Raw genomic sequence first — 22,544 nt, 5'->3', positions numbered from 1 at the left:
TGCGCACTAGTGCGCGTACACCGCCTCCCAGGTCTTGAATCCCTTGACTTCGATCGGATTTCCAAACGGGTCCATGAAGAACATCGTCCACTGTTCTCCGGGCTCGCCTTCGAATCGGACCTGCGGCTTCAGTACGAAGTCCGTGCCGGCTGCCGTCAGACGATCTGCCAGCGTACGCCACTCCGGGAGCAACAGGATGATGCCGAAATGCGGCATCGGCACCAGTGCATTGCCCACTCGCCCGGTGCGCGCCGTCTCGAACGGTTTGCCGAGGTGCAGCGAGATCTGGTGACCAAAGAAGTCGAAATCGACCCAGGTTTCTGTACTACGGCCTTCCTTGCACCCCAGTACATCGCCGTAGAAACGGCGCGCCTCGTCAAGGTCGGTGATATTGAAGGCCAGGTGAAAAACGGACTGCGTCATAAGGATTGAGGTTGCTGGGTTAGCGGAGCCAGATGGCGGATAGAGGAAATTATGCGCGAAGTCCGTGCCGGATGACGGAACCGGCACGCGAGCCGGTTGCCGTCCCATCGCGCCATGCCATCTCTCCATTGACGAACACATAGGTAATACCCGCGGCTTGCGCCACCGGTTTTTCAAACGTGGCTGTATCGACGATCCGCGCAGCGTCGAAGACCGTGATGTCAGCAAAGTTACCCTCGGCCAGAATGCCGCGACCAGTCAGGCCGAAGTGCTGCGCCGTCAGGCCACTCATCTTGTGGACGGCCGTCTCCAGCGGGAACAGCCCCACATCGCGGCTGTAGTGCCCCAGCACGCGCGGAAATGTTCCCCACAGCCGAGGATGCGGCACGGGATCGTGAGGGAGTCCGTCGGAGCCGATCATCGTCTGCGGGAATGCGAGGATGCGCCGGACGTCGGCCTCGTCCATCAGAAAGTAGATCGCGCCCGCCGGCTGCAACGCGTCCACGGCCGCCTCGGGTGACAGGCCCATCTGGCGCGCAATCACGTCCAGATCCTGTCCGGCATACTCGGGATGCGGCTGCGAGCGCGTGACGATGACGCGGCTCGACACCGCCAGACGATCCTTGCGCAGGATCGTGGAACCGGCCTGGTATGGATAGCAGTCCAGTCCCACGCAACGATGGCGCATCGCCTGTGTGAAGTGGCCGAGCGTTTCCTCCGAACGCCCATGGTTCTTTGGGCCGATCAGCTTGTGATGCGATACCACGGTCCCGGCATCGCCCGCCACGCCGATGGCGACAGCTTCATCAATGGCCTCGCACACGCGATCGCCTTCGTCACGGATGTGACTGGCATGTACGCCACGAAAGCCCCGGAGCGCGGTGGCGACCTGCGCCATCTCATCGGTCGGCGCCGACGCGGCCGCCGGATAGGCGGCCCCGGTCGACATGCCGCAAGCGCCGCTGCTCATCGCATCGCGCAACAGCGCCTGCATGGCAGCGACCTCGGTGGCGGTCGCCGCGCGGTCCAGCCGATCCATCACGGCCACACGCAAGGTGGTATGCCCGACCAGACAGGCCGCATTGACAGCCGGCGCCGCACGCTCCAGCGCATCGAGGTAGTCCCCGAAGACGGTATAACGGAACACCGACGGGTCGTCGCCGAGCAGATCCAGCGGCGGTGGCACGGACTGTCCCGGCGACGCGCACCATGGCGCCAGGCTGATGCCGCAATTGCCGGTGACAACCGTCGTCACCCCCTGGCTCAGCTTGGCGGGCATCAGCGGGTCTTGCATCAGGTATCGGTCGTCGTGCGTATGCGCGTCGATGAAACCAGGCGCCACGATGTGGTCCCGCACGTCGAGTTCGTATTGCCCGCGCGCACCTGACAAGTCACCGATCGCCGCAATCCGTCGACCTTCGATGGCGACATCGGCATCGAAACGTGGCGTCCCGGTACCATCGATCACCGTCCCGCCGCGCAGCACTACGTCGAAATCGGCCATGAACATCAATCCAGCGTGGCACCCGAGGTGCGGATCACCCCTGCCCAGATCGGACGCTCCTTGCGGGCCAGGTCGAACAGCGCACTGCGCGGTCCGGTGGTGACCTCGTAGGCCATGTCCGCCAGGCGTGCCTTGATGGCATCGGAGTTGGCCGCCTTGTTGAACGCACGGTTCAGCAGGTCCAGGATCTGCGGATCGGTTGCGGCGGGCGCCACGTAGCCGGTCCACGCCACAGCCTGATAATCCTTGAGCCCGCTCTCGGCCATCGTCGGCAGTTGCGGCAGGCGGCTGTCGCGCTGCTTGCCCGTCACCGCCAGCGGCACGACGCTGCCATTCTTCAGGTACGGCGAAATCGACGTGATGTTCTCGAACACCAGATCCACCTCGCCGCGCAGCACGGCCAGATCGGCCTCCGGCCCGCCCTTGTACGGGACGTGCGTGATCTGCACGCCTGCCATCGACTTGAACATCTCGGCGCTCAGGTGTCCGGTAGTCCCGTTGCCACCGGAGGCCACGGCCAGCTTGCCGGGCGCTGCCTTGGCCTTGGTCACCAGTTCGGCCACGGTCTTCACGCCGAGGTCCTTGCGCACGGCAAGCACATTCTGCACGAAGCCGGTCAAGGCCACAGGCGCAAGTTGCTTGTCGGCGTCATATGGCAGCTTCTTGTAGAGAGACTGGTTGATCGCCAGCGTGGCCACATTGGCAAAGCCGATCGTATAGCCATCGGCAGGCGCATTGACAATGGCTTGCGTGCCGATGATGCCGGACGCACCCACGCGGTTCATGACCACGATCTGCTGGCCGATGTCGCGGCCCACCGCATCGGCCAGCAACCGCGAAACGATATCCGGCGTAGTCCCGGCATTGAATGGCACGATCAATGTGATCGGGCGGTCCGGATAGGCCGCAAATGCCTGGGTGGAGAGCAGCACCGAGGCGGCCACCAGGGCCACGCGCGCCAACGCGCGCAACGGGGTGAACTTGAGAGACATGGCGAAATTCCTGAATCAGCGGGGGATGGCAGTAATCCGGCACGCCTGATACGCGCGCCGGCATGGGCACGGTCGTCTCAAGTCCCGTGCGGGGCGGCTGCAGTGGGCTGCAGCATCGTTTGTAGGAGCGGCAGGTCGATGTTGCCGCCAGATAGCACGAACACGGCATCACGCCCGGCCAGGTCGATCCGGCCCGCCAGCAGCGCCGCAAGCGCTACGGCACCACCCGGCTCCACGAGTAGCCGCAACTCTTCGAGCGCGAAACGGATGGCAGCAATCACCTCGTCATCGCTGACCGACACGGCGGCGTCGAGGTAGCGGCCATTGATCGAGAATGGCAGTTCGGCCGGCGTGACCGCCTGCAGCGCGTCGCAAAGCGACGTCGACCCCGGAGCATTGGTCTCACGCTGACCGCTGCGCAACGAACGCACGGTGTCGTCGAACGCGGCCGGCTCTGCCGCAACAAGCCTTGTGGCTGCACTCAACGCTTCGATCGCCAGTCCGCAGCCGGCCAGCATGCCGCCGCCCCCACACGGCGCGGCAAACGTGCCAAGGTTCTCGCGCGCCGCCTGCGGCAGGTCTTGCAGGGCCTCCAGCGCCAAGGTGCCTTGCGCCGCCAGTACGTCGGGATGGTCGCCGGGCGGCACAAGCGTGCCGCCGGTTTCGGCCAGCAGTCGCATGCCGATGATCTCGCGGCTTTCGTGGCGGCGGTCGTAATGCACCACGTGCGCACCCTGCGCCAGCGCCCGTTCCACCTTGTTGCGCGGCGCGTCGACCGGCATCACGATGGTGGCGTCCACGCCGAGTTGCCTTGCGGCCCACGCGATGGCCTGGCCGTGATTGCCCGTGGAATAGGCAACGACGCCACGCGCGCGAGTGGCTTCGTCCATCGCCAGCAATGCATTGAGCGCACCGCGCACCTTGAACGACCCGGTGACCTGCAGGCACTCGGGCTTGATCCAGACCGGCGCGCCAGCCAGCGCGTCGAGCCGGGCGCTGCGCAACAGCGGCGTCCTGACAATATGCGGCGCCAGCGCCTGGGCCGCGCGTTCCACGTCGGCAAACACCGGCACGCGCATCGCGCCCAGCATTTCGTGGTGGATTTCGGTCGGCAGCGCCGGCCTGGGCTTCACTTCCTTCGCTTTGTTGGCTTCGATCATCTGCATGGCCCGCCCCTTCAAGCCGACGCGGGCGTCCAGACCTGCGGCGCCTCACTGGCGGTCTGTGCGGTGATCCGCCCATAGGCTTCCACGCGACGATGGAGTCCGAAGTTGAAAACCGTGGAACGGCCCAGTTCGCAAAGGTCGAGGTTGCAGTCAGCCACCACCAGTTCGTCGTCCCACGTGGTGGCTTGCGCCATGATCTCGCCTTGCGGGTTGACGATGATCGAATGGCCGAACATTTCGTGACCATCCTCGGTCCCGGCCTTGGCAACCGCCACCGCGAATGTTGCGTTCTGGTAGCAGCCGGCCTGGATCGAGAGTTGCGAGTGGAACACGCGCAGATGATGAGCCTCGAACCCACGGTTCTCCTGGTTCATGCTGGGCGTGTTGTAGCCCAGCATGACCAGTTCGACTTGCTGCAGGCCGAGCACGCGCCAGGACTCCGGCCAGCGGCGATCGTTGCAGATCATCATCCCCAGATTCACGGCGGCGTCGCCAATTGGCGCACGCTTGACCGGGAAACCGAGGTTGCCGATCTCGAAATAGCGCTTCTCCAGGTGTTGCACCTTGCGGTGCGCCGCGTACTCGGCATGGCCCGGCAGATGGACCTTGCGGTACTTGAGTACGATCTCGCCGGAAGGGGCGATGACCACCGATGTATTGAACCGGCGCTTGCGCACCACGCCCGTCTCGTCCGGCTCGAACGCAATCTCGGCATAGCCCAGGTAGACGGTGAGCGCGTAGCGCCGGATCGCATCGAACAGCGGCTGCGTGGCCGGCGACGGCAGTTCGGTTTCGTACCAGCCGTCGGCTTCATTCAGGTCTTCGTGATACCAGCGCGGGAAGAAGGTGGTCAGCGCCAGTTCGGGGAACACGACAACCTGCGCCCCACGCTGGTGCGCGCGTTCGAGCAACCGCACCATGCGGCCAACCGCGACATCGCGGCCTTCATGTTTCTGGATCGGGCCGAGTTGGGCGGCGGCTACGGTGATGAGTCTGGTCATGAATCGGGAATGCTTGGAGCATCAGGCGTTGAAGGCAAGGTCAGTGTAGGCAGCATGCTGCCGTGCCAGAAGCGGACAACCCGCGCGCCGCGCAGCCGATCCCCAACGCAAATCCAGCGCGTCATACCGTTGATTTGCAAGGGAAAGTGGAGCGCGCTGGGCGTCCCGGCGGCGTGCAGTCCATAACCGCACGTTATGGTCTCCAGACAAACATTGATGCCGTGCCGGCCACGCGCGTCGCGACGCCGCCACACTCACGTCGGCTGCCGTTCCAGCAGATGGGTCAGTGTCGCGACAAAACCCTTCGCCAGCGTGGACATGGCCTGCTGCCGCGCGTGGACCAGGTAGATCTTGTGAGCCAGCGCGGGTCGAATCGGCTTGAGCACGATGTCACCAGCGCCGTCCGGGGTATAGCCGAACGACTCCATCAGGGCCACGCCCACGCCTTCACGCACCAGTGCCATGGCCTCGGGTGTGGAGCGGATCTCGATATCGGGGGCGAGCGTGCCGCGCTCCGAGGTCAGGAACTGGGCGGACAGCCTCCCAAACGGGGTGTCACCGCCGTAGCCGATAAACGTCGAACCTCGGAGATCGTCCACCGTCAGCTCGTCGGATTCGGCCAAAGCGTGGCCGCGCGGCAGCGCGCACATGATGTTGCCTTCGCCAATCACACGCGCCCGCAACTCCGAGCCATCCGGCGGCGCCATCGACGCAATGCAGAGATCTGCATGTCCCTGTGCCACATAGGGCAGCAGCGCATCGAACGGCAACGGTCGGTAGTGAACACGGACAGATGGATGCCGATGCCGAAAGCGCTGGATGGCGCGCGGCATCAGCCATTCGCTGTAGCTGGGGCTCGACACGATCGACAGCTTGCCATCCCCGTGTTCGGCCAGGCTGGCAGCCACCGCATTGAATCGGCTCACGCCATCCAGGATCGGCCGCACTTCGGCAAACAAGCGATGCGCTTCGGGCGTCGGATGCAGCCGACCGCGCTCGCGATCGAACAGCGCAAAGCGCATGCGCGCCTCGATGGTCGCCAGCACTCGGCTGATGGCTGGCTGCGACACGCACAGCATGCGGCCGGCTTCGCTAAGCGAGCCGGCCACCATGATGGCGTGGAACACCTCGATCTGACGCAGATTGAGCGGCGTCACGGGTTGCCGGCTCGGCGGTGGGGAAGGTGGCATGGGGGGCGAACGTGGAGGCAAGCTTACGGCTCGGAAGCCTTCAGCGGACGCAAGATCCACGCCACCGCTTGTCAACCCCTACAGGGCGGCCATGGCCGCCAGCGCGCCGTCCAGCATGTTCCGCAATACCGGTTGCACGCGCGCCGCCGCGTCCGGCAGATACGGGAACGGGGCCCGCTCGTCCATGTAGACGGCCTGCACCATTTCCAGCTGGATGGTATGCACGCCCTGCGCAGGCTGACCGTAGTGACGGGTGATATGCCCGCCCTTGAAACGACCGTCAACCACCCACGTGAACGGGCTGTCTGCGGCCGCCCCGATCACCGCATCGCGCATCGTAGGCGCGCAGCTGACGCCGCTGTTGGTGCCGATGTTCAACTCGGGCAGTTTCCCGTCAAACAGCCGCGGCAGCACGCCGGCGATCGAATGCGCTTCCCAGACCAGCACATGGGCATGCTGATCGCGCAGGCGGGCAATCTCGGCTGCGAGCGCATCGTGATAGGGCTGCCAGTATTCGCGTTTGCGCTGTTCAATCTCCTCGGCCGACAGACCATCGGCCAGCAGATACAACGGATCGCCGCGGAACGTCTCCACCGGACAGAGGGTGGTCGTGGTCTGGCCCGGATACAGGCTGCTGCCGTCGCCCGGCCGATTGACGTCGATGACATAGCGCGAATAGTTGGCCTCGACCACCGACGCCCCCTGTTCGGCCGCAAAGGCATATAGCCGGCGCATATGCCAATCGGTGTCGGCGCGCTCACGGGCCACGGGGGTGAGCCGTGGCACCAGCCAGTCGGGCAGCAGTTCGCCACCGTGCGGGATCGAGATGACGAGCGGAATGCTGCCCTGGGTCACCTTGCAGATCGGCGCGCTCATGCCTGTACCTCCATCGCGCGGTCCACCGCGCCGTGCCGCCGGCGCGACCAGACCGATGGATCCAGCATATTTTCGGGCGGGCGGCCGGCAAGCGCGTCGATGATCTGCGCGGCACATTGGCTGGCGGTGTCTGCCAGGGCTTCCTGCGTCGAGCCCGCCTGATGCGGGCTCAGAACGACATTTGGCAACGCTGCCAGCGGCGATGCCACGGGCAACGGCTCGCGTTCGAAGACATCGAGCCCGGCGCCAAACAGTTTGCCGGCACGCAAGGCATCGACCAGTGCTGGTTCGTCGATCAGGCCGCCGCGCGAAGTATTGAGCAGGATGGCCCCTGGCTTCATCGCCGCCAGGGCAGCGGCGTCGATGGTATGGCGCGTATCGGGCCGCAACGGACGATGCAGCGACACGACATCCGACATCGCCAGCAGCGCCTGCAAGGTGTCGACGCGCCGGGCGCCTTGTGCCACCACTTCGCTCTCGTCCACACGCGGCGACCAAACGATCACCTGCATGCCGAAGCCAGCGCGCGCCATCTGCGCCACGATCTGACCCGTGCGGCCAAAGCCGACAATCCCCAGCGTCTTGCCGGACAGCGAATGCGTCGGCACGGTATAGCGGTGCTGCCAGTCGGACCGGCGTGTTGCCGCGTCGGCCAACACCGCACCGCGTGCCACGGCCAGCATCAGCATCATCGTGTGTTCGGCTACGGCGCGAACGTTGGCGCCCGGCGTGGACACCACGGGGATACCACAGGCGTGGGCATGCGCGACCGCGATCTTGTCGGTACCCGTACCGTGATTGCTGATGACCGCCAGGTGGGGCGCCGCATCGATGGCGGCGGCCGACAGGCCTTCGCGGACGATCACCGCGTCGATCTCGCGGACTTCGGCAATGCGCTCGGCTTCGTTCGTAGCGGTGCTGTGGCGCACCTCGATGCCGGCGGCACGCATGCGTTCGGCGCCGATGGGATGAATCGGCTGGGTAATCAGACAGACTGGCATGAATTCAATGTCACAGTGGAAAAGGAAACACCGGCCCGCGCGCCAAGCACACTGGCAAGCACGCGCGTCGCCTGCGCGAAATCGTCGAGCCGCATCGACTCCTCGGGGTTATGGCTGCCGTGCGCATTGCGCACGAACAGCATCGCGGCGGGCACGCCTTGGCCGGCGAACAGTGCCGCATCGTGACCGGCACCGCTGGGCATGGGCCGCGCGGCTACGCCGGCATCGGCGGCCGCAGCGGCCAGCATGGCCTGCAAGGCGCGGTCCATGATCCCCGCCGCGCTCGCCGTGACCGGGCCAAGGTCAATCTCGACCCGGTAGGACTGCATGATGTCGTTCCGGATGGACTGGACGGCGGCATCCATCGCATCGAGCGTCGCCCGGCTTCGCGAACGCATGTCGATGCTGAAGTCGACACGTCCCGACACCTTGCTGAAATCGGCCTGTGCCGCATCGGTGGCGCATTGGCCGACTGTCACGGTCAGTTCGTGACCCGAACCCTCCAGCGCCGCCCAGGCACCCTGCAATGCCGTGACCAATGCCGCCGCAGCCACCACGGCATCGCGCCGGTGGCTGCGTGGCGTGGCACCCGAGTGCGCGTACTGACCGCGAATAGTCGCGTGCCGGTAGCGTTGGCTGCCGCAGATGCCAGTCACCACGCCGAGCACGTCGCCACCTTCATCCAGCACGGGACCCTGCTCGATATGAAGCTCGACAAAGCAGTCGATGCCGGCTGCCGTCAGGGCAGGCACGCCGGCCGCCACCGCACCGGGGTCTCCGCCAGCGGCCCGCAAATGGTCGGCCAGCGTGCGATTGGTGTCGGCGCGGCGCAGGTCCAGCGCAGCACCGTCGAGCAGCCCGAAGGCCGCCTTGCTGCCGACATAGGACACCGGAAACCATGCGCTTTCCTCCGCGCGGATGCCCATGACGGTCACGTCACGGTCCGGCACCATCCCGGCGCGGCGCCATCCCGCCAGGATGGCGAGTCCGGCGACCACGCCAGCGGCGCCATCGAAGTTGCCACCACGTGGCACGGAATCGAGGTGCGATCCCGTCATCACCGCAGGCGCCGCGCGATCCCGGCCCGGCAGGGTCAGATACAGATTGCAGGCCGCGTCGCGGCGGACTTCCAGCCCGTATCGCTCGGCAGTGGCGCCGAACAGTGCGTGCGCGGCGTTCTCGCCCTCGCCGTAACTGTCTCGGGTAATGCCCACCCCGTCGTGGCTTTGCGCTGCCAGTTGCTCGAACAGCAAGGCCGCCAGTGCATGATCGGGTTCCGCGTGCAGCGTCATACCGCCTCCGCCACTTCGGTAGTGGGCATGTCCGACATCCGCACGGCCTGTGGATCCCACGCCTTGCCCGGCATCGCGTCAATCAGCCGCCGCGTGTACGCATCGCGCGGGGCTTCGAAGATCTCGGCGGGACTGCCCTGCTCCACCACGCTGCCACGGTGCATCACCAGTACCTTGTCACAGATCTGCGCCGCCACGCGCAGGTCATGCGTAATAAAGATCAGGGCGATACCGAGCCGCTTCTGCACGTCGGCGAGGAGTTTGAGCACCTGCGCCTGTACCGAAACATCGAGCGCCGATACCGACTCGTCGGCCACGATCAGCCGCGGCTCCATGGCAAGGGCGCGCGCAATACCGATCCGCTGACGCTGCCCGCCCGAGAATTGACTCGGATAGCGGTCAAAGGCGCTGGGCTCCAGCTCCACCAGCTTGAGCAATTCGCGTGCCCTCGCTTCGGCCTGCGCCCGGGGCACGCCGCTTGCCATGGGACCGTCGCAAAGAATCCTGCCCACCGTGTGGCGCGGATTCAGCGATGCGAACGGATCCTGGAAGATCATCTGGATGTGACGGCGCAGCGGACGAAAGGCTTGTTCACTGAGCGGCGCGATGTCCCGCCCTTCAAAAGCCATCATGCCGCCATCGTTCGTGGTGAGCTTCAGCAGGCATTTGCCGATGGTCGACTTGCCGGAACCCGACTCCCCAACGATGCCAAGCGTCTCGCCTGCGCGGATTTCAAAGCTGACGCCCTTGACAGCTTCCACCACGCGCTTGCGCTGGAAAAGGCCGCCCGGTGTCGTATAGGTCTTGCGCAGGCCCTCGACGCGCAGTACCGGGTAGCCTTCGGATTCCGCCCCATCCGCACCGTCGCCTGGCCGGTGCGACGGCACGCTGCCGATCAGCCGGCGCGTGTAAGGGTGTACGGGACGATTCAGCACTTGTTCCGCTGGCCCTTGTTCGACAATGCAGCCCTTTTCCATCACGATCACGCGATCGGCGATCTCGGCCACCACGCCAAAATCGTGGGTAACGAACATCACGCCCATCCCTTTTTCCTTCTGGATGCGCGCAATCAGCGCCAGGATCTGCGCCTGGGTGGTGACGTCCAACGCCGTGGTAGGTTCGTCGGCAATCAGGAATGCCGGCTCCAGCGCCAGGGCCATGGCGATCATCACCCGCTGGCGCTGACCGCCAGACAGGGCAAATGGATAGGCGTGGTACAGCGATGGCGGATCGGGCAGGCCGACAAACGCCAGCAGTTCGAGCACCCGGGCGCGGCGCGATGCCGGATCGAATGCGTCATGCACGCGCATCACTTCGGCAATCTGGTCCCCCACACGGTGCAGCGGGTTCAGGGCGGACAAGGGCTCCTGGAAAATCATCGCCATGTCCTTGCCGCGCATGCCGCGTAGCGCCGCTTCATCCTGGGTCAGCAGATCGCGCCCCTGGAACAGGATCTGTCCCGATTCAGGCTTCAGGTACCCAGGCAGCAGGCCCATGATGGCGTTCGCGCTCATCGACTTGCCGGAGCCCGATTCGCCAACGATGCAGACCAGTTCTCCGGCGCCGATGTCGAAGTTGATATCGCGCACGGCATACGGCCGGTCGCCGCCCTTCGGCAGCGCAATGCTGAGGTTGCGAATGGACAGCAGCGGCGTGACAGGCTTGTCAGATGCCTGGGGCATATGGGGCGCGGGATTGCGGGGGTCGTTCATCGTTCAGCTCCCTCGTTTGCGCAGTTGCGGGTTCAGGGCATCGTTGAGGCCCTCGCCAATCAGGTTGATCGCGAGCACTGTCAGCATGATGGCTACGCCCGGCCACAAGCTCATCCAAGGTGCCTCGCGCAGCATCGTGCGCGCCGCGCCAATCATGAAGCCCCAACTCATCAGGTTGCGGTCGCCCAGGCCCAGGAACGACAGCGCCGACTCTGTCAGGATGGCCGTGGCAGTCATGAGCGACGCCGTGACGATCACCGGCGACGCCGCATTGGGCAGGATCTGCGTGAAGATGATGCGTGCCGGCGACTGCCCGATCACCACGGCCGCCTGCACGAACTCCCGCTCCTTCAGCGTCATGAACTCGGAGCGCACCAGCCGGGCCACCGGCGGCCACGATACGATTGCGATGGCACCCACGATCGAATACAACGACGGTTTGAAGATCGCCACCAGCACCAGCGCCATTGCAAGCTGCGGAATGGTCTGGAAGAACTCGGTGCCGCGCATCAGTGCGTCGTCGATCCGGCCACCGTAGTAGCCGGCCAGTGCACCGACCACGATGCCGATCAGCACAGCTACCAGCGTCGAGATCACACCGATCATCAGGGATACGCGCGCGCCATAGGCAATGCCGGCGGCGATGTCCCGTCCGAGCATGTCGGTGCCCAGCGGATAGGCGCTGTCGTGGAACGGTGCCAGCAACGGATCCGCCACCATCATCCAGGGGGGATCTTCATAGAATGTGGAAGCCAGTGCCGCTGTCAGGATCACCACCAGCAGCAGCACCAGGCCGATGGCGGCACCACGGTTGGCGCCAAAGCGTTTCAGGAAGGACATCTTGCGGCTCCTCAGGTCCGGCCGATACGTGGGTCGATCAGGCGGTACACCAGATCGGTCAGCAGGTTGAATACGACGACCATCGTCGAAGTGACCAGGAACACGCCAAGCAGCAACTGATAATCGCGCTGGATCAGGGCGTCGAACATCAGACGGCCGATACCCGGCCAGCCGAACACGGTCTCCGTGAGCACCGCGCCACCGGCCATCTGGCCGAGCTGGATGCCAGCGAACGTCACCACTGGCAGCAACGCGTTGCGCAAGGCGTGGCGGCGGATGGTCTCGCCAAGCGGCACGCCCTTGGCGCGTGCGGTCTTGATGAAGTCCATGCCCAGCACTTCGAGCATCGATGCGCGGGTGAGGCGGGCGTAGACGGCCATGAAGAAGCAGCCCAGCGACACGGTAGGCAGCACCAGGTGATGGGCGATATCACTCACGCGCGCCCAGCCCGAGAGATTTCCGCCCACCTGTTCCATGCCGTAAGGCGGCAGCCAGCCAAGATGGAGCGAGAAGAAAAGGATTGCCAGCAATGCCAGCCAGAACTGTGGCGTCGCGTAAATCAGCAGCGAGCCGGTCATCAATACGCTGTCGAGCCAGGTCCGCCGCCCGGCATAGCGGGCGCGTGACGCGATCACGCCAAACAGCACGCCAAACCCGAGCGCGAACACGAAGGCACACGACATCAGCAACAGTGTGGCCGGCAGCCGGTCGAGAATCAGGTCGAGTACAGGCAGGCGTTCCCGATACGAGTACCCGAGATCGAGATGGGCCACGCCCCAGAGATAGCGGCCTAGCTGGACCGGCATCGGCTGGTCGAGTCCGAACTCCTTGCGCAGTTCTTCCACATAGGCCGGGTCGGACGAGCCGGACTCGCCGGCCAGCACGGCAGCGGGATCGCCCGGCGCCATGCGCACGAGCATGAAATTGATGATGACCACGCCAAGCACGACGAACAACGCCTTGCCTAGCCTGGCGATCAGGATGGAGAGTGCCTTTTCCACGTGATCGGATCCTTCTTGAGACTGGAACATCCGATGCACCACCAGCGCGGTGCATCGGCCTGCAGCTGCGTTACTTGCTGATATAGACGTCGGCGAACGTATCGTTCAGGCCGATGGCGGTCTGGACGAGGTTGTGCACCTTGCCGCTGTACAGCGTCGGCAGCTCCATTTCGAACAGATAGCCGTTGGCCACTTCCTGGACCAGCGTCTTCTGGATGTTCGAATAAAGTTGCTGGCGCTCGGCATCCGACGTGGCCGATGCGGCCTTGTCCCACATCGCGTCCACGCCCGGATTCACATAGCCCTGGTTGTTCACGAACGCCGAGCCCTTGACCTGGTTGCGCGCCAGGTACAGCCGCGAGACACCCAGCGCGGGGTCGCCATACTGGGACGTGAAGCTGAAGGTCAGATCAAAGTCGAAGTCGGACACGCGCTTGGCCCACGTACCGGCATCGGCGGATTCGATCTCCACCTTGAAGCCGAGCTGCTCCAGGCATTGGCGCGTGTACTCGCCAAGGCGGTCCCAGGTCGCGCCGTACGGGTAGGACAGGATGCGGATGGTGGTCTTCGACGGATCCACGCCCGACTCCTTGATCAGTGCACGGGCCTTCTTGATGTCGAAGCCATAGGCCGGCACGTTGCTGTCATAGAACGGCGTCGTCGAAGAGATCGGCCCGGTCGCGACCTTGCCCAGGCCAAAGAAGATGTTGTTCACCACGAACTTGCGGTTCACGGCCTCCATGATGGCCTGGCGCACCTTCACATTGTTGAACGGTGCCTTGCGCTGGTTCATCTGGATATAGGCAAGCTTGGAGAACATCTCCCAGCCCTTGGTCGTGTACTCCACGTTGGGCAGCGCACGCAGGCGCTTGATTTCCACGTTGTCGACGTCGCCGGCGCTGACCACCTGCACATCGCCGCGCTCGAATGCCACGGCACGCGAAGCGGCATCCGGAATCACGTTGAAAACAATCTCGTCCAGGTAGGGCTTGCCTTTCTGCCAGTAGTTCGGATTCCGGGTCAGGACGATGTAGGCGCCCTTCTTCCATTCCTTGAACATGAAGGGCCCGGTGCCAATCGGCGTCTGGTTGGCGGGGTTCTTCGCGTAGTCGGTACCGTCATAGATGTGCTTTGGCACCATCGGCATGTTGTCGCTCACGAACGACTTCAGGAACGGCGCGAACGGTTCCTTGAGCGTGATGACCACCTTGTTGGGCCCCTGCGCCTTGACCGACTGCACGAACTGATCGATCACCACGCGGGCGCGCGGATGCACCGCACGCAGGAACTTGTCGACCGAGAACACCACGTCGTCGGACGAGAACGGCTTGCCGTCATGCCACTTGACGTTCTGCTGCAGCTCGAACGTGTAGACCTTGCCGTCGGGCGAGATCGTCCAAGATTTGGCCAGGCTCGGCTGGGGCCGCATGTCGGGCGACCAGGTCAGCAGGCTTTCGTAGATCTTGCCGGCCACGTACTGGGTGGGCGTCTGCTGGTTCAGGCCCAGCATCAGGGTTGGGGGCTCGGGCTGGGCGATGGCGCGCAGCGTGCCGCCATGGGTCTGGGCGTGAACACCGGTGGCGACACCGACTGTCAGGGCAATCGAGCACGCCGCGATCTTGAGCAGGCGGGCGGTAGGCAGGGGCAGCTTGATGGACATGGAGTTACCTGGTTATCGAGGAGATCAAGGGACGAGGTCAGAGCGGTTGCACGGCAACGCCGTCGGCCGACAGGGCACTACGGATACGTTCGGCGAAAAGGACAGCGCCGGGCTGGTCGCCATGGATGCAAAGCGTGTCGGCCACGATGGGCACGGACTTGCCCGACAGCGCTTGCACGCTGCCATCGAGCACCATGCGACGCACCTGGGTAATGGACGCCTCCACGTCTTCGATCATGGCGTGCGGCATCGAGCGCGGAGTAAGCGTGGCGTCGTCCTGGTATGAGCGGTCGGCGTACACTTCGCTGGCGACGCGCAGCCCGGCGGCGCTGGCGGCTGCCGCCATGTTCGCGTTGGCAACGTAGATGAGCACATCGGGCGCCACGGCACGCACCGCGTCGGCCACGGCCGTCGCCAGCACCGCATCGCGCGCGGTCATGTTGTAGAGCGCACCGTGCGTCTTGACGTGATGCAGCGCCACGCCGACGGCGCGCGTCACGCCAAGCATGGCGCCCACCTGGTACACGGTGAGCGCGTAGATCTCGGCCGCCGTCATGGCCATGGCGCGACGGCCAAACCCCTGAAGGTCGGGCAGGCCGGGATGGGCGCCAACGGCGACGCCGGCGTTGGCAGCCGCACGCACTGTTGCCAGCATCACATCGGGATCCCCGGCATGGAAGCCGCATGCAATATTCGCGGATGTGACGTGGCGCAGGATCGCTTCATCATCGCCCATCCGCCACGCGCCAAAGCTTTCGCCCATGTCGCAGTTGATATCGAGAGTTGGCATGGAGAATTTCCTCGTGTTTCCTCGGGTGTTAGTGGTGCGGAAGGCCGATCAGCCGTGCCGCTTCGGCGGCAATGGCGTCCAGGCGGCCTTCCATCGCCAGCAGCTCGCGCTGGGCGGTATCGGGTGTCACGGCACGGAATCGCAGCGCAGTGCCAGGCATGGCCTGGGCCAGTGACGGCAGGTCGGCGCTGATGACATAGGCAATCTTGGGATAGCCACCCACGCTCTGCCGGTCGGCCATCAGCACGATGGGCGCACCACCGGGAGGCACCTGCACGGTGCCGAAGCTGACAGCTTCCGAGATCATTTCGAGCGGGGACGACAACGCCAGCGCGGGACCTTCGAGGCGATAACCCATGCGGTCCGACTGGCTTGACACCGTGAACGTCTCCCGCTCGAACGCCTGGCGCGCCACGGGTTCGAAGTGCTCCCATTGAGGCCCGGGCAAGAAGCGAATGGCGTCGCACGGTGTCGGGCTGTTGACGCCGGCTGGCCTTGCCGCGGCTACGGACGCCATAGCGCTTTGCACCATCATGCGAGCCAAAGGCAACATCTCGCGGTACGGTGAAGCCACAGCCACGCGGTCGCCGGCGCGCAGCGCCCGGCCGTCGAAGCCCCCAAACGCCGCACGCAGGTTTGTACTGCGGCTGCCCAGCACCGTGTCGGGGGCAAAGCCGCCACGCACCGCCAGATACGCCCTGGCGCCACGATGGCAATGACCAAATGCGATCCGCACGTCATGGCGCACCATCACCGCGCAATGCGTGGGCAATGGGACGCCGTCGGCCGTCACGACGATGTCGGCGCCCGTCACGGCAATCAGCGTGTCCTGCGCAAAACGCACAGTCGGCCCATTGAGCGTGATTTCGAGCGCCGCGGTGTCGGCTGAGTTGCCCACCAGCACGTTGCCCAGACGGTGCGACCACTCATCCATGGCGCCGTTGACGGGCACGCCAAAGCGTTGATAGCCATAGCGGCCACCGTCCTGCAGTACCGACAGCATGCCGGGGCGGTCTACGCGCATCGAGTTCATGGCCGCGGCTCCAGCATGGCGTCGTACTCGGCCGGCGAAATCGGCACGAAGCGCAGCCGGTCACCCAACTGCAGACGCGTGGGCGGGGTGCGGTCGACATGAAAGAGGTTCCAGGGTGTGCGGGCGATCACGTTCCAGCCACCGGGCGACGCGTCCTGATAGATCGACGAGATGCCATTGGCAATCGCCACCGAGCCGGCCGGTACCAGCGTGCGCGGCGTGGCGCGGCGCGGTACGGCAAGGCGTGGGTGCAGCGGCCCGGCAAACGGATTGCCCGGCGAGAAGAAGAAGGTGTAGAGCACCAGTGGGGTGGCGCAATGCAGCCGGATCACTTCGGCCGTGTCGATATCGCACGCGCGCGCCACGTCTTCGAGATCCGGACCATACTCGCCGCCATAGCAGGCGGGCACCTCCACTTCCCGCCCCGCATGGATCACGGCCGGAACGCCGTCGACCAATATGTCCTGGATCCGCGCGGACAGTTGCGCGAAGGCCGTGCCCTTATCCCGTGCAAACATCTCGGGACGAAAATGCACCGCAACGGTGGTAAATGCCGGCACCACGTCGCGCACCCCTTCCCAACGCTGCTGTAGCAGCCACTCGGTCACGGCATGCACGGTCTGGCTGACGGCCACGCTCACCTGATCGCCGAGACGGATCTGCAGACAGCGGTCGCCAACGGGCTCGATGCGCCAGTCGATCAGGGCCAGGAACTCGACGTCCGGCTGTGCGATTGCCATTACGCACGCTCCAGCGCCGCGCAGGCCAGGACGATGCGCTCGCACGCGGTGCGCAGCCGGTCATCGGCCAGGGCATAGGCCAGCCGGACATACGGCGCAAGGCCGAATGCCGAACCCGGCACCACGGCCACGTTCGCCGCGTGGAGCAGATACATCGCGAAATCGGTATCGGTTTCGATGCGCGCGCCATCCGGGGTACGCATGCCGATCGCCGCGCTGCAATCCGCATAGAGATAGAAGGCAGCTGGCGGCCGACGCATGGTCAGGACTGGTGCCGCATCCGCCAGCACCGAGAGCGCCAGATCACGGCGCACGCGCAGGCGGGCACGCCAGCCTTCCAGAAAATCCTGCGGACCGTCAAGCGCCGCCACCGCGCCGGCTTGGCTGATCGCGCTCGGATTGCTGGTGCTCTGGGACTGCAGCAGCGCCATGGCCTTGACAAGCCAGGCGGGGCCCGCAGCGTATCCCAGGCGCCAGCCCGTCATTGCGTAGGCCTTGGACACGCCGTTGACGGTCAACGTACGGTCGCGCATGTCCGGCGCGGCTTGCGCGAACGACACGAACTCACCCTCGAACACGATCTCTTCGTAGATCTCGTCCGACAGCACCAGCACATTCGGGTAGGCGCGCAGCTCGTCGGCCAACGCACACAGTTCATCGACCGAATAGAGCGCGCCCGATGGGTTGCAGGGTGAATTCAGCATGAGCCAGCGCGTGCGTGGCGTCAGCGCCGCACGCAGTGCGGCGGGTGTCAGCTTGAAATCGTCGGCGGGCGTGGCGGTGACCTGTATTGGCGTGCCGCCCGCGATATGCACCATGTCGCTGTACGAGACCCAATAAGGGGCCGTCACGATGACCTCGTCACCCGCGTCTATCGTGGCCAGCAGCGCGTTGAACAACATCTGCTTGGCGCCGGTGCCAGCGATGATTTCTGCATCGTCGTAGTGCACACCGTTGTCGCGCACCAGTTTTCGTGCAATTGCTGCCTTAAGTTGGGGCGTCCCGGCCACGCTCGTGTAGCGCGTTTCCCCGGCCGTCATCGCGCGGACGGCGGCCAGCTGGATATGGGCCGGCGTATCGAAATCCAGTTCCCCTTCGGACAGGCTGATGACTGGCTTGCCCGCGTCGGCAAGGCGCCTGGCGGCTTCTGACATGGCACCGGTGGCGGACGGGCGCGCCATGGCGAGACGCTGGGAAAGACGGGGGACGGCAGAAGAGGTCGGCATGAAAATCGCGTAATGTCGGAGTCGGCATTCACTGCGAATGCCATTGGTATACCACTGGCATTCAAGCAAACCCCGTGCCATACTTCGCGACATGACGAAAAAAACTGCCCTTGCCTATTCGGAGACTGCCGCGGCGACCGCCGTGGAGACCGATCCGGACGCCGAGCTGATGGCTGACGAACTACCCAAGGAACGCGCCCTGGGAAACGTCGCCTATGAGGCGGTGCTGGATTTGCTGGTATCGGGTGGGCTGCATCCTGGCGACCCGATCCAGGAACGTGCCCTCGCTACTCAACTTGGCTTTTCGCGTACGCCGTTGCGCGAAGCCTTGCATCGGCTCGAAGGCGAACGGCTGCTGGAGCGTGGCGCGAACAGTCGGTTGTTCGTGAGGCAGGTCACCGTCCAGGAGATCCTGGAAGCGTTGCACGTTCGGCGCCTGCTCGAGCCTGACGCAGCGGCCCGCGCGGCCGGGCAGATTCCGCGATCCGAACTGCTGCGACTGCGTCAGCGAGTCGAAGAGCTACTGGCGCGCAATGAGCCCGGAAACCCCGAGCATCAGGTGCTGGACGCCGATCTGCACGGCGTCATCTGCAAGTACTGCGACAACGAGATGCTGGCCGGCATCATCGCAGAGGTGCGGCGCAAGACACGCATGTTCTCGCTCAAACGGCTGGAAAGGCGTCTCGGGCCCGTCTGCCATGAGCACATCGCGATGATCGACGCGCTCGAGCGCGGAGACAGCCAGGAAGCCGCGCGCCAGACGGCCGAACACATCGACAATATTCGTGCTTCGATCCTGGAGAAGCTGGCGCGGTGGTAACCGCCCCCGCAGATCCACACCTCGTCGTCATGCCGAGTCAGCAGGCGTGCCGCCTTCGTCGGCCTTTTCGATCGCCTCGACGATGATCTTGAGCGTCGCGCCCAGATGCCTGACTTCATGCTGCTTCGCCCGCTCGACGTCGCGTTGGCGGTAGTGATCCAGGATCTCTGCGTGTTCGATATTGCTGGCGGCTATGTGATCGGGGCGCATGAACAGCGAAAGCGCGATGTACGGGGTTGCAGCGTCGCGCAACGTCTTCACGAAATGGGCGAGCCGCGTATGTTCCTGGGACGCAAACAGCACGGCGTGGAACTGCCGGTTGAGTTCCGTCCACGCCGCAACGTCAGCCGTTTCCAGCATCATGGCGTGCAATTCCTCCGCGCGCTGAAGCACCTCCGGTGGCGTCTGGAGGATGGCGCTTTCCGCAAGCATTGGCTCAAGGATCATGCGCAGCCTGTAGATCTCACGCACGTCTTCGAGCGTCAGCCCGCGCACCACTGCCCCGCGGTGGGTATCGAACGAAGCCAGCCCTTCTGACACAAGCGTGCGCAGGGCTTCTCGAATGGGCGTCGTGCTGACGCCGATCCGCTCGGCAAGCACATCCTGGCGCAGCCGCTCGCCAGCCTTGAGTCGCCCCTGAAGAATCTCCTCGCGGAGAGTCTGCACGGCGAATTGATAGGCGGTGAGCGGGCGCTGCCTTTTGCGAGCTTGCGCGACTCCACTTTCAGGTTCAGTGGTTCCCGTTGTCGTCACGTTGTTCTATGGAATGAAGTTCAGACGCAAACTTTACCCCACCTGGCGATCCGGTCTGCCAAATCCGCTCGCGCGCAATCCGAGGCCAACAATGATCCAAGCAGGAGCCGTGCCTTGACCGGCGATAGCCACTCGCACAGCAAAGCGCCACGACGCACCAGGTCGATCTCCGAACCGGCGAAGCCGTAGGTGCTTGTCGCGGTGCGTCCACCGCCCGTGCGGGTGGCAATCAACACGGGAATCTGCTTGGAAAGCCGCTCGATCCGGTCCGCGAACGCCGCCGAAACGTGACCCGCCCCAAACGCGGACACCACAATCCCTTCGTAGCCGGCCGCTACGGCGGCATCTGCCAGTTCCCCATCGTCCCCCATCGCCGCGGCCAGCAGCGCAATCTTCGGAAAGGGCCGTGTCGCGGCCTGGGCAAGCAGTCGGGCCGGTGGCATCTGGAAGTAGTTCGGCACCCCTTCCACGACGCGACCTTGTACCCCGATGTCGCCGGAGACAAAGGTCTCCACTGACAGCGCATCAGACTTGCGTACCCAACGCGCGCTGTGGATGGTGTCATTCATGACGACGAGCACACCGCGTGACCGGCTATTCGGGTCGATCACCGTACGGACGGCCGCCAGGACGTTTGCCGGACCGTCAGCGCCCGCAACCCGGGGGGTACGCATCGCGCCCGTGACAACCAATGGCTCGTCTCGCTTCCAGTAGAGATCCAGGTAGTACGCACTCTCTTCGATGGTGTCGGTGCCCTGGGTCAGGACCACCCCGGTAGCACCGGCATCGACTTGTGCGTTGGCCCAATGCAGGCAATGCGCGAGATGCTCCGTGGTGAGCGACGCACTCGGCAGCTGGAGCAGCGACTCGGCGGTCAATGCCGCGACCTCGGCAAGTCCCGGCACGGAAGCGGCCAGTTGCTCCGCACCGAGGGTCGGTACCGCCCCCCCACCTGCGTCAGGCGGAGTCATGCTGATGGTGCCCCCAAGGGAGCCGATCGCAACACGTGGCTTGTTCATGTAGGGTTCTCCGGGTTGTGAAGTGCAAGTATATATAATATATAATCGTCGCAGGACGCACGTTTGATGCGCCGATTAGGAGACATTCATGACGGATACAGGAAGGCCTACCCGATATCGCTTCGCGATCTTCGGACTGAGCGTGCTGATCGCCCTGATCAACTACATTGATCGCGGTGCGATTGCCTATTCGGCAACCCAGATCATTGGCGAATACGGCTTTGACAAGGCCGGATGGGGCGCGGTGCTCGGCTATTTTGGCTACGGATATATGTTCGGCGCGCCCTTATCGGTGGCGCGCTCTCGGACCGCCTGGGCGCCAAACGCGTCTGGATCATCGCCGGTGTGGCGTGGTCGGTGTTCGCCATTGCAATGATCTGGGCCGGTGACCTGGGCATTGCGGTGATGGGTGGTTCGGCGCTTGCCGGCTTCGCCACCATCCGTATCCTGTTTGGTTTCGCTGAAGGCCCTGCCTATTCGATCATCAACAAGACGATGTCGACGTGGGCGGCCCCTTCGGAGCGCGGCTTCGCTGTGTCCATCGGACTGTTGAGCACGCCGCTTGGGGCCCTGCTCACCGCCCCGGTCGCTGTCGGCCTGCTCATGCTGACCGATAGCTGGCGCACGATGTATGTCATCCTCGGCGTGCTTGGTTTCGTCCTGATCGCCCTGTTCGCGTGGATGTACACCAACAAGCCGGAAGAGCACCCCAGGGTCAACGCTGCCGAACGGGCCTTGATTCAGGCTGGACGCCCGCCCGCACAGAAGGCGGAAGACCTGTCTGGTGCCTATCCCTGGTGGAGCTTCTTCAAAAGCCGCACGCTGGTGTTCAACTCGATCGGCTACTTCTCGTTCGTCTATGTCAACTTCATGCTGCTGACATGGACGCCGAAGTACCTGAGCGACGAGTTCCACTTCACGCTGTCATCCCTTTGGTATGTCGGCATGATCCCATGGACGGGCGCCTGCATTACCGTACTGCTCGGTGGACGCATCTCGGACTGGCTGTTCAAGCGGACGGGCAACCTCAAGATCGCTCGCAGCTATTTCGCCGCCGGGTCGCTCGTGCTGACGACGCTGTGCTTCATCATGGTGTCGCAGGTCCATACCGTAGGGGCCGTGATTGCCCTGATGACCCTCGGTAACGCCCTGAATGCCCTGCCGAATTCGGTGTACTGGGCGGTCGTCATCGATACGGCACCCGCGCCGTCCCGGGTCGGCACCTTCAGCGGCATCATGCATTTCCTGGCCAACATTGCCTCGGTGCTCGCGCCCACCCTCGCGGGCATCCTGTCCGCCCGCTACGGTTACTCTTCCATGTTTGTGGCGACGGCCGTCGCTACGGCGATCGGGGTGTTTGCCATGCTGCAAGTTCGCCCAGGTGTGGGTCCGGCTCCGGTTGACGGCTCGATGACTGCTGCCAAAGCCTGACCATCCTGTCACTGTGGGCCCTTGGGGGATCGGCTGTCTACCTCTACCTATCCGTGCGACGCAGCGCCGATATG

Annotated in this window: 20 protein-coding genes and 1 pseudogene; 2 read left to right on the top strand and 19 right to left on the bottom strand. The window is 64.6% G+C overall.

Features of this window, described 5'->3' with window-relative positions; all coding sequences use genetic code 11:
• Positions 1 to 6 precede the first annotated feature (6 nt).
• The 17 genes from ACOABP_RS29100 to ACOABP_RS29020 form a co-directional block, all read right to left on the bottom strand.
• The gene (locus tag ACOABP_RS29100; RefSeq protein ID WP_474231255.1) at positions 7 to 423 is read right to left on the bottom strand and encodes a VOC family protein; all 417 of its coding nucleotides are present in this window, start codon (positions 421 to 423) and stop codon (positions 7 to 9) included.
• Between the two features lie 49 nt (positions 424 to 472).
• Positions 473 to 1,927, bottom strand: coding sequence for an N-acyl-D-amino-acid deacylase family protein (locus tag ACOABP_RS29095; protein ID WP_474231253.1), 1,455 nt, complete (start codon positions 1,925 to 1,927; stop codon positions 473 to 475).
• Positions 1,928 to 1,932: 5 nt separating this feature from the next.
• Entirely contained in the window at positions 1,933 to 2,919 is a 987-nt protein-coding gene (locus tag ACOABP_RS29090; RefSeq protein WP_474231252.1) for a Bug family tripartite tricarboxylate transporter substrate binding protein, read from the bottom strand.
• 77 nt (positions 2,920 to 2,996) lie between these two features.
• Entirely contained in the window at positions 2,997 to 4,010 is a 1,014-nt protein-coding gene (locus tag ACOABP_RS29085; protein WP_474231397.1) for a threonine ammonia-lyase, read from the bottom strand.
• 86 nt (positions 4,011 to 4,096) lie between these two features.
• Complete coding sequence (locus ACOABP_RS29080; RefSeq protein ID WP_474231250.1) at positions 4,097 to 5,086, bottom strand: N-carbamoyl-D-amino-acid hydrolase; 990 nt, start codon at positions 5,084 to 5,086, stop codon at positions 4,097 to 4,099.
• 254 nt (positions 5,087 to 5,340) lie between these two features.
• Entirely contained in the window at positions 5,341 to 6,243 is a 903-nt protein-coding gene (locus ACOABP_RS29075) for a LysR substrate-binding domain-containing protein (RefSeq protein ID WP_474231249.1), read from the bottom strand.
• Between the two features lie 111 nt (positions 6,244 to 6,354).
• A complete protein-coding gene (gene hutG, locus ACOABP_RS29070; RefSeq protein ID WP_474231248.1) occupies positions 6,355 to 7,152 on the bottom strand; it encodes an N-formylglutamate deformylase in 798 nt (265 codons plus the stop codon).
• Positions 7,149 to 8,153, bottom strand: a complete 1,005-nt coding sequence (locus ACOABP_RS29065) for a hydroxyacid dehydrogenase (protein ID WP_474231247.1) — start codon at positions 8,151 to 8,153, stop codon at positions 7,149 to 7,151. Before ACOABP_RS29065 ends, hutG begins: the two co-directional genes overlap by 4 nt.
• Positions 8,138 to 9,439, bottom strand: coding sequence for a Zn-dependent hydrolase (locus ACOABP_RS29060; protein WP_474231395.1), 1,302 nt, complete (start codon positions 9,437 to 9,439; stop codon positions 8,138 to 8,140). Before ACOABP_RS29060 ends, ACOABP_RS29065 begins: the two co-directional genes overlap by 16 nt.
• Before the next feature lie 2 nt (positions 9,440 to 9,441).
• Positions 9,442 to 11,157 (bottom strand): ABC transporter ATP-binding protein, encoded by a 1,716-nt coding sequence (locus ACOABP_RS29055; RefSeq protein WP_474231246.1) that lies wholly within the window; start codon positions 11,155 to 11,157, stop codon positions 9,442 to 9,444.
• 3 nt (positions 11,158 to 11,160) lie between these two features.
• Positions 11,161 to 11,997: an ABC transporter permease gene (locus ACOABP_RS29050; RefSeq protein WP_474231244.1), complete on the bottom strand. Its 837-nt coding sequence runs from the start codon at positions 11,995 to 11,997 to the stop codon at positions 11,161 to 11,163.
• Between the two features lie 11 nt (positions 11,998 to 12,008).
• Complete coding sequence (locus ACOABP_RS29045) at positions 12,009 to 13,028, bottom strand: ABC transporter permease (RefSeq protein ID WP_474231242.1); 1,020 nt, start codon at positions 13,026 to 13,028, stop codon at positions 12,009 to 12,011.
• Positions 13,029 to 13,068: 40 nt separating this feature from the next.
• On the bottom strand, positions 13,069 to 14,658 hold the full coding sequence (locus tag ACOABP_RS29040) for an ABC transporter substrate-binding protein (protein ID WP_474231240.1): 1,590 nt from the start codon (positions 14,656 to 14,658) through the stop codon (positions 13,069 to 13,071).
• 37 nt (positions 14,659 to 14,695) lie between these two features.
• Complete coding sequence (locus ACOABP_RS29035) at positions 14,696 to 15,448, bottom strand: LamB/YcsF family protein (RefSeq protein WP_474231239.1); 753 nt, start codon at positions 15,446 to 15,448, stop codon at positions 14,696 to 14,698.
• Positions 15,449 to 15,476: 28 nt separating this feature from the next.
• Positions 15,477 to 16,481 carry a 5-oxoprolinase subunit C family protein gene (locus tag ACOABP_RS29030; RefSeq protein ID WP_474231237.1) on the bottom strand — a complete coding sequence of 335 codons (1,005 nt, stop codon included), beginning with the start codon at positions 16,479 to 16,481 and terminating at the stop codon, positions 15,477 to 15,479.
• Positions 16,478 to 17,221 (bottom strand): 5-oxoprolinase subunit PxpB, encoded by a 744-nt coding sequence (gene pxpB / locus ACOABP_RS29025; protein WP_474231236.1) that lies wholly within the window; start codon positions 17,219 to 17,221, stop codon positions 16,478 to 16,480. The genes ACOABP_RS29030 and pxpB overlap by 4 nt, the downstream gene beginning before the upstream one ends.
• Positions 17,221 to 18,447, bottom strand: a complete 1,227-nt coding sequence (locus ACOABP_RS29020; protein ID WP_474231234.1) for a pyridoxal phosphate-dependent aminotransferase — start codon at positions 18,445 to 18,447, stop codon at positions 17,221 to 17,223. The genes pxpB and ACOABP_RS29020 overlap by 1 nt, the downstream gene beginning before the upstream one ends.
• A gap of 91 nt (positions 18,448 to 18,538) precedes the next feature.
• Here ACOABP_RS29020 and ACOABP_RS29015 point away from each other — a divergent pair, with 91 nt between their 5' ends.
• Positions 18,539 to 19,267 (top strand): GntR family transcriptional regulator, encoded by a 729-nt coding sequence (locus tag ACOABP_RS29015; RefSeq protein ID WP_474231233.1) that lies wholly within the window; start codon positions 18,539 to 18,541, stop codon positions 19,265 to 19,267.
• 27 nt (positions 19,268 to 19,294) lie between these two features.
• Here ACOABP_RS29015 and ACOABP_RS29010 read toward each other — a convergent pair whose 3' ends face one another.
• Together ACOABP_RS29010 and ACOABP_RS29005 are read right to left on the bottom strand one after the other, a co-directional pair.
• A complete protein-coding gene (locus tag ACOABP_RS29010) occupies positions 19,295 to 20,020 on the bottom strand; it encodes a GntR family transcriptional regulator (RefSeq protein WP_474231231.1) in 726 nt (241 codons plus the stop codon).
• Positions 20,021 to 20,040: 20 nt separating this feature from the next.
• Complete coding sequence (locus tag ACOABP_RS29005; protein ID WP_474231230.1) at positions 20,041 to 21,039, bottom strand: asparaginase; 999 nt, start codon at positions 21,037 to 21,039, stop codon at positions 20,041 to 20,043.
• A gap of 88 nt (positions 21,040 to 21,127) precedes the next feature.
• Between ACOABP_RS29005 and ACOABP_RS29000 the strand changes: the two are divergent.
• A pseudogene (locus ACOABP_RS29000) lies at positions 21,128 to 22,470 on the top strand (MFS transporter).
• The last annotated feature ends 74 nt before the right edge of the window (positions 22,471 to 22,544 follow it).

Source organism: Cupriavidus sp. HE11, from assembly GCF_056097175.1.
Note: the sequence above shows the minus strand (reverse complement) of the source record. Positions and strands in the feature narration are given on the sequence as shown.